4 protein-coding genes are annotated in these 6513 nt (G+C 54.5%); 2 read left to right on the top strand and 2 right to left on the bottom strand.

What is annotated here, in order from left to right:
* Nucleotides 1–131: 131 nt before the first annotated feature.
* Entirely contained in the window at nt 132–1403 is a 1272-nt protein-coding gene (locus FJ419_RS29790) for an acetyl-CoA carboxylase biotin carboxylase subunit family protein (RefSeq protein ID WP_064994946.1), read from the bottom strand.
* Between the two features lie 1076 nt (nt 1404–2479).
* Between FJ419_RS29790 and FJ419_RS29785 the strand changes: the two genes are divergently transcribed.
* Both FJ419_RS29785 and FJ419_RS29775 read left to right on the top strand, forming a co-directional pair.
* On the top strand, nt 2480–3490 hold the full coding sequence (locus tag FJ419_RS29785) for an alanine racemase (RefSeq protein WP_084016112.1): 1011 nt from the start codon (nt 2480–2482) through the stop codon (nt 3488–3490).
* Nucleotides 3491–4500: 1010 nt separating this feature from the next.
* The gene (locus FJ419_RS29775; RefSeq protein WP_084016108.1) at nt 4501–5271 is read left to right on the top strand and encodes a class I SAM-dependent methyltransferase; all 771 of its coding nucleotides are present in this window, start codon (nt 4501–4503) and stop codon (nt 5269–5271) included.
* A 491-nt stretch (nt 5272–5762) separates the two neighbouring features.
* Here the strand turns inward: FJ419_RS29775 and FJ419_RS29765 are convergent, their stop codons facing one another.
* Nucleotides 5763–6425, bottom strand: coding sequence for a hypothetical protein (locus tag FJ419_RS29765; RefSeq protein ID WP_198327544.1), 663 nt, complete (start codon nt 6423–6425; stop codon nt 5763–5765).
* Nucleotides 6426–6513 lie beyond the last annotated feature (88 nt).

Genomic DNA, 6513 nt, shown 5'->3' with positions numbered 1-6513 from the left:
CGGACCGCCCGAGCAACCCTCGGACGCGCAGTGTAGGGTGAGCCACCTCACCGGCAGAAGCGGACATACGGTCTTACTGAACACATGAAACATGAAGCAATCCTCAAATGCAGTGTCAGTGTCATCTAGAGCTAGCGAAGGGGAGGATGGCGTTCTGCAGATTGCTCCGGTTCGCCAGTGGTCAGGAATGGTGTGATCGACCAATCGATTAAGTCGACTGCACGCTGAAGTATGGCTTCCGTCCGAGCAAGGCTGGGTGAAGCGGCGGTAACAAATCCGATGCGGTCCAGGTAATCGCCTTTCCTGATGATCAGCGCCTTGGGTTCGACATGCAACTTGACCTCGGCGACACCTGGTACCGCAGCCGCCCGATTGCCGCCTTTGATCCAATTGAGGATACCATCGCGGTCGGGAATCATGATCCGCGCGGCCGCAATGTGGGAACGCTTTCTGCGTAAATCCCATTCTTCGCCAATGACAAGTTTGATGTGCTCGGAGATAAGATCGACACCGTAAGCCAGCTGAACCAGTTGAGGTGCGGGAGCGCCACCGAGGCGTGGATTAACTTCAATCACGACTGGGCCAAGCTTCGTCCATCGGAGATCAATGTTCGCTGGCCCCCAGCCGAGGTTGAGAGCCCGCAGACAGCTCAGCGAGACTTCGACGATACGCTTATCTTCGTCATCAGTCAGCACGGCCGGATAGGTGTACTTATGACAGACAAAATGAGGCGGGAGGCCGAAGTCAGCGATGGCAATGGCAACGACCTCATTCCCCATTGTGTCGACGCTATAATGGGGGCCTTGTGCGAATTCCTCGACCAGTATCCTCGGGGAGGATCGCCATATGTGCTTGCCGCTCAACAAATAGCTTGTTTGTTCGGCCACTTCATCAGCATTGCGGCACAATCGGACTCCGATGCTGCCGCTGCCTACCGCTGGCTTAACAATCACCGGAAGGCCGATCTCCGCGGCAGAGCTTTCTACCCCCGCCGCATCCGTTGCCAAGCGATAAGCCGGCATTGGAACGCCGGCCTCCGCGAGGAGCTGATGTTGAACGAATTTGTCGCAGCAACGTTCGATTGATGCGGGGTTCGGCCCCGGTAGATCGAACTGTCGACAGAGCTTGCCGACTGTCACAGAGGCAGATTCATCGCCGCCCGCAAAGCCAGTAATGCCAGCAATGTCATATATAGCACTCAGCCGGTGACATTCGCGGACCAGCGCATCGAGATTGCCTGTATCGATCCGAATAGCTTCAATGCTTTCTGCGGCAAGATAGTCGTACTGGGTTGGATCTGCCGCTAGGGCAATTGGATCAAGCCCGAGACGCTGGGCCTCCTGGATGTATTGCAGACCATTGCCCCTATGGCCTTCAACTAGGATGAGCGCTCTTCTTGCCATCTCCGTCGACCTCCGTTGCATACTGTGCGGTAGTCCGAGCGTAAGTTGGGATCAGCTGTTTCAGTTTTGCATGATCACAGACGCTGCGGAGAACGTACTATATTCGGCGATTGACGACTGCAAAGTTTCTGTAAATTCGTTTGAAGAATCGGTTGCGAGGTTTTGCTCGGGACGGGGGGTATGGAGCCGTTAGCTCCTAGCGTATCCGGCTGAAGTTCCACCACACGAGCCGATCGATGCGGGCGATTGTCCAGCCCCTTGGCGATGCGCTGAAGGGTTTGCTGGAGCTAGACGATTGGATGAATACCGTTCACTTTTTTTGCCGTCTGCGACGTGGTTGCTATGGTCCCCACACACGTCCACTGCCTTCGGAGCCAACGAAGAGACCTTTCTGATTTTTTGTTTGCGGCCTGATGGTGGCGCGCGACGATAGTGGAATCGAGTTCGCCCGTCCGTCGTTGAGGAAGTGTTCGAGTGCGGCACGTCGTGACGTTGCATATCGGATCACCTCGGAGTTTTGACTTCCTTGAAATGCGCGGCAAATTCCCATAGCCTGAACAGGTCGGAAGCGATCGCCGAGGACCGATCCTGGCGTGCAGCCATGCGAACCTTTGATTATGGCCCCGGATTGCATTCTCTACCTTCCGGCGATCGCCGCGACTCCTGTGACGCCACCATTTCTACCGAAGCCACATTACGCATCAAATGTGTTTGAGCACATTGATGCGGGAAATCCGCCCGCCAGGACCTGTGAGGGCGAAAGCCGAATGGCTGCCCTACTCGACCACGATCGTTTTTCTTCAAACTATTTTGCAGTATCTTCACACTGAGGAGCTCCTGACAACGCTATAAATATAGAGGTCAGGTGCGCATAAAAGACCTGACGATCGGACCTGCAGCCCAAGCATGCAAGATCGGAACCAACAACCCATGGCAAGGAGAGCATTCATCCTGGTTGAGGGCACAAGAGGTAATGGTCTGCCATACGTACAAGAGGCCACGGGCATCGAAAAGAGAGAAACAATGAGCAATCTGGGGGTACCGCGCAAACTCAGGAGAAGGATCGGAACGCCGTGATGAGCTTCGGCCCACTTCTAAAAATTGAACTTCAGAAAATCACCCACAATGCAGCAATTATTCGGGAAGCTTTGCGACACAACGGCCATTCCTTAATGGTCGTTGTCAAAAGCTGCTGCGGTGACCCCAACATAGTTCGGGCGATTGCGGCCGCCGGCATCTCGCAGTTTGGGGATTCCCGGATGAGCAACCTCGAGCGCCTGAGAGAGGCAAACATAGAAGGGGAATTCTGGCTTCTTCGGTCGCCAGCGCCGGACCAGCGTGAGCGAATGGTGGAATTGTGCAATGGCAGTTTGCAATCCGATCTGGATACGATCCGGAAGGTCGAACAATTACGGCCGCCTGCTCCGCATCGTGTAATCCTCATGCTTGACCTCGGTACCGGCCGGGAAGGCTTTCAGCCCAATGAGCTTCTGCGCGCCTGCGATGAAGTCGAGAGGATGGCGCATGTTGAGCTTTACGGATTGGGTATTTATTTTATGCATGCAAGCGACCCGGCCTTCGTGGAGACCACCCTGGGGCGCTTTGGAGAGATATGCAACGAGGTAGAAAGTGCGCTTGGACGTGTTTTGAAGGCTAAGTCGTTCGCCACCTCGCTTGTGTATGATCACATTCTCAAGTCCGGATTTGTTCCGTCAGGTCTCAATCATCTTCGATTGGGAACAATGCCAATCATCGGGCGTCTAACTAGCGTCGACGACACGCCGGCTCTGCCCGGACTCGCGACGGATACCGCCGTGCTTGAAATCAAGGTGATCCAAACCAAGGTTCTATGTGATCGACCAATCGCGCTGCTTGAGATAGGGAATCTTGATACGGATATTCGCGCACTGCGCCCGATTCAAAGCGACCTGCGGGTGATAGATAGCAGTAGCGATCACACCATTGTTGAACAAACGCCCGGTGCAACTTTACTTAAAGTCGGCGACGCGGTTGAGTTTACTGTGTATTATAGCAGTTTTGTACGCCTTATGAGTTCACCGTATGTAACTAGAAGTTATAGTGTCTGATTAGGATGAGTCCGGCACTTCCTCGCAGCGGGTGGCTGCGACAAAAGGGTTGGCTGCGCAAACACAGTGTGTGGAATTTTGATACATTCGAGCCTTCCAGTCACTTTGGCTGGCCTACCCTCGCCTGCGTCTGGCGGATTTGACAGAAGAAGTCAAATTGCACCGATTAATGGAGTTCTGCATATGGCAACTGTTGGCGAGCATATCGTCGATACATTTATTCCACATAAGATAGATCGCGTGTTCTGCGTGCCTGGCGAGAGCTAACTTGGCCTCCTTGACGCACTGTATGGGCGGAGCGATGTCGAAACTGTCTTTTGAAAGTGGTGCAGATTTCATGGCGCTTACCGACGCAAGGCTTCGGGTCGGCCCGGCGTCGCCTGTGTCAGCCGCGGTCTTGGCGCTCCTAACGCCTCATTGCGGTACATGCGGCCCAACTGGACGGCGTCGCCTTTATCCTCATTGTGGGGCAAGTCGCGGCGCAAGACCTGCGCCGGGAGTCCTTTCCAGAATCGAGTGCGATATGTTCGGCTCGATCGGCAAATGGACAGCCGAAATCACAGTTCCAGAACGCCGCAGAGACAATGCTGCGTTCGCTGCAGGCAGCTACGACGGACGTTCCCGGTCCTGTCGTCATCGCTTTGCCAGAAGACGTGCTGACTGCGGAATGCACCGCTAAGGCCGTCAAACGGCAGGCGGAAATCACCTCGATGTCACCACGCAAGGGTACGCATTTCCACTGCTTGTTCATCCCTCCCAACAGTTAGGCCACATTCACAATGACCTATCAGCCATGGGCACACGTTTTGCGAGCGATCTTCCATTGCCCGTTTGCCGATCTCATTCATCGACACCGTGGGCCATCTGGAGAGCTTGCTCCCTGACCGAGAAAACAGTTCGAAGACTTCCCGTCTCTTGCGAAGGTGAATTCTGGTAAGCCAAAAAACCTACAGAAATGTCAACGGTTTACAATGTACACTTGATCGAAATTAAATTGGAGATTTGAACGTATGACCGGCAGATCAAATAAATTGTGCTCGACGGAGCGCTCGGATGAACATGATGTATATTTCAATGAGGATTACTCGTACTTTGGAGACGTCGTACATTCGCCAGAAGCGAGTGACAGGCAAGCAGACGCAATTTGGAAGCTTCTTTGTCTCGCACAAGGCAGCCCAGTTCTTGAACTCGGATGTGGTTATGGGCGGATTACCAACCGGTTGGCGGAGAAAGGAGCGCGGGTAACCGGATTGGATATCTCGCCGATCCTGCTGAAAAAAGCCAAAGCAGATGCGGCAGAAAGCGGGATGGATGTCGAATATGTTCTTGGCGACATGCGTTCTCTTCCCTGGCGGGATGGATTTGACGCAGCCTTTCTGTGGCATTTGACGTTTGGTTATTTCAGCGACGCGGACAATGAGAGAGTTCTTCGTGAAGCCGCCTCCTCACTTCGAAAAGGCGGGCGTCTGCTCATCGATCACTTAAATATTTTCGCTGTGCCAAGCCACGGGGCGCCTACCTGTTACGTTGCACAGCGTAATGACGATCTAAGAATCGATATGATGAGCACCGAGGTGCTAACCGGTCGTCGGCATTGCGATAGGCTTATCGTTCGCAATGGGTGCGTTAGACGAACCCATCTTTATTTTAGACTCTATGGGTTTGCGGAATGCGCTCGCATGTTGCGGAGCGCGGGATTCGAAAGTGTTGACGCTTATGGGGAGGAAGGCGCAGCGTTTACATCCGATGGTCCTCGCCTCGTCATTGTCGCCCGCAAATAATACCGATAGTTACTGTCTGTTGTGGCGGCAAGGACATCGAGGTAGCTGCAGGGCAACGAGTCCAAATCCTATGAGGTGGATAGCGACCTGCGCTGTGGCAAAGTGAGGTCGCTAAACTCTCACACTGGAGGCAAGCATGCCCGCTGAAGCTACCCAATCCGAAGCGCCGGCCACTCCGCGCCACGGCATTAATAATGCCTCCTCCACCGCTGTCGCTTCTAAGAGTTTGTCGAGCCTGTTGTTCGGCAGGAAAGCGAGGTCGCCCATTGCGGCTTCGGCCGCCGACTCACTCTTAGGCAGCCGAGCCACGGTGGGGCGCGAGAATCTGAGTGTTGCACCTATCGACCACGACGCTGTAAAGGCGGGCATGCTCAAATATGGGCGATTGAACGCACCCTACCGCCTTGTCCTTTGTCAGAAGATTAACCAGCGGCAGGCGACATTCTCGCGCGCGGAAAGCGTCATCGCGGCCAATCTCGTCATGCTATTGTTCAAGTCTTGCGCGCTGGAATATAGCCGGCCGCAGCAGCGGCTGAGCCAAAACTCTCGCCCGCGCGAATACGCTCTTCCACCTGCGCATCAATAGCTACTATTCTCTCTGCTTTCGCCAGAATCTCTTCTACTCGGGCACGCGGTACAGCCATAATTCCCGTATCATCACCGATCACAAGATCTCCTTGTGATACTGAAATACCCCCCATCATGATGTCACAACCAATTGGAAGAAGCTTCACCCGGGTTTTGCCCGTTGTAGGTGCAACCCACCGGCTTGAAAGCCACAGTCCCGTTTCGCGAATTTCATCTAAGTCTCGGCAGGCGCCGTCTATCACGACAGCCGTAGCCTGCCGATTTTTTGCGGCTATGGCGGCAAGACCGCCCATTGTCGAAATGGGCTCACCGTTCATATCCACCATCAACACCTTGCCAGGGCCCGTCGCTTCAATCAGCTGGCCGACCGCGAAGTCGGCCTTCTCAAAATCGCCCAATACACCGGTTAATTCGCGCGCAGTGACCGCGAAGCCGATCATGCAGCCGCTGCCGCTCCGTCGCGCGATGCCCTGAATAGTCCCCTTGATTCCGAGTTCGTCCAATGCATCCGACCATGCGCTGACCCCGAGCGCCGCACCACGCTCCAGGATCTCGTTCTCGTTCATTGTCACTTGGACTGCTCCTGCTCCTATTGAATGTTCCGGTGTCGATGCGAGTCGAGCCCACAGATTGCCCGATGATCAGCATTACTCT

It is taken from the genome of Mesorhizobium sp. B2-6-2 (genome assembly GCF_006440615.1).
Classification (GTDB): Bacteria; Pseudomonadota; Alphaproteobacteria; order Rhizobiales; family Rhizobiaceae; genus Mesorhizobium.
The sequence above is the reverse complement of the archived record's forward strand: the minus strand, read 5'-3'. Positions and strand labels throughout refer to the sequence as shown.

What these genes read in the sequence shown, in the direction of transcription:
- FJ419_RS29790 (WP_064994946.1), bottom strand. Translation starts at nt 1,403, where the DNA reads ATGGCAAGAAGAGCGCTCATCCTAGTTGAAGGCCATAGGGGCAATGGT.
- FJ419_RS29785 (WP_084016112.1), top strand. Translation starts at nt 2,480, where the DNA reads ATGAGCTTCGGCCCACTTCTAAAAATTGAACTTCAGAAAATCACCCAC.
- FJ419_RS29775 (WP_084016108.1), top strand. Translation starts at nt 4,501, where the DNA reads ATGACCGGCAGATCAAATAAATTGTGCTCGACGGAGCGCTCGGATGAA.
- FJ419_RS29765 (WP_198327544.1), bottom strand. Translation starts at nt 6,425, where the DNA reads ATGAACGAGAACGAGATCCTGGAGCGTGGTGCGGCGCTCGGGGTCAGC.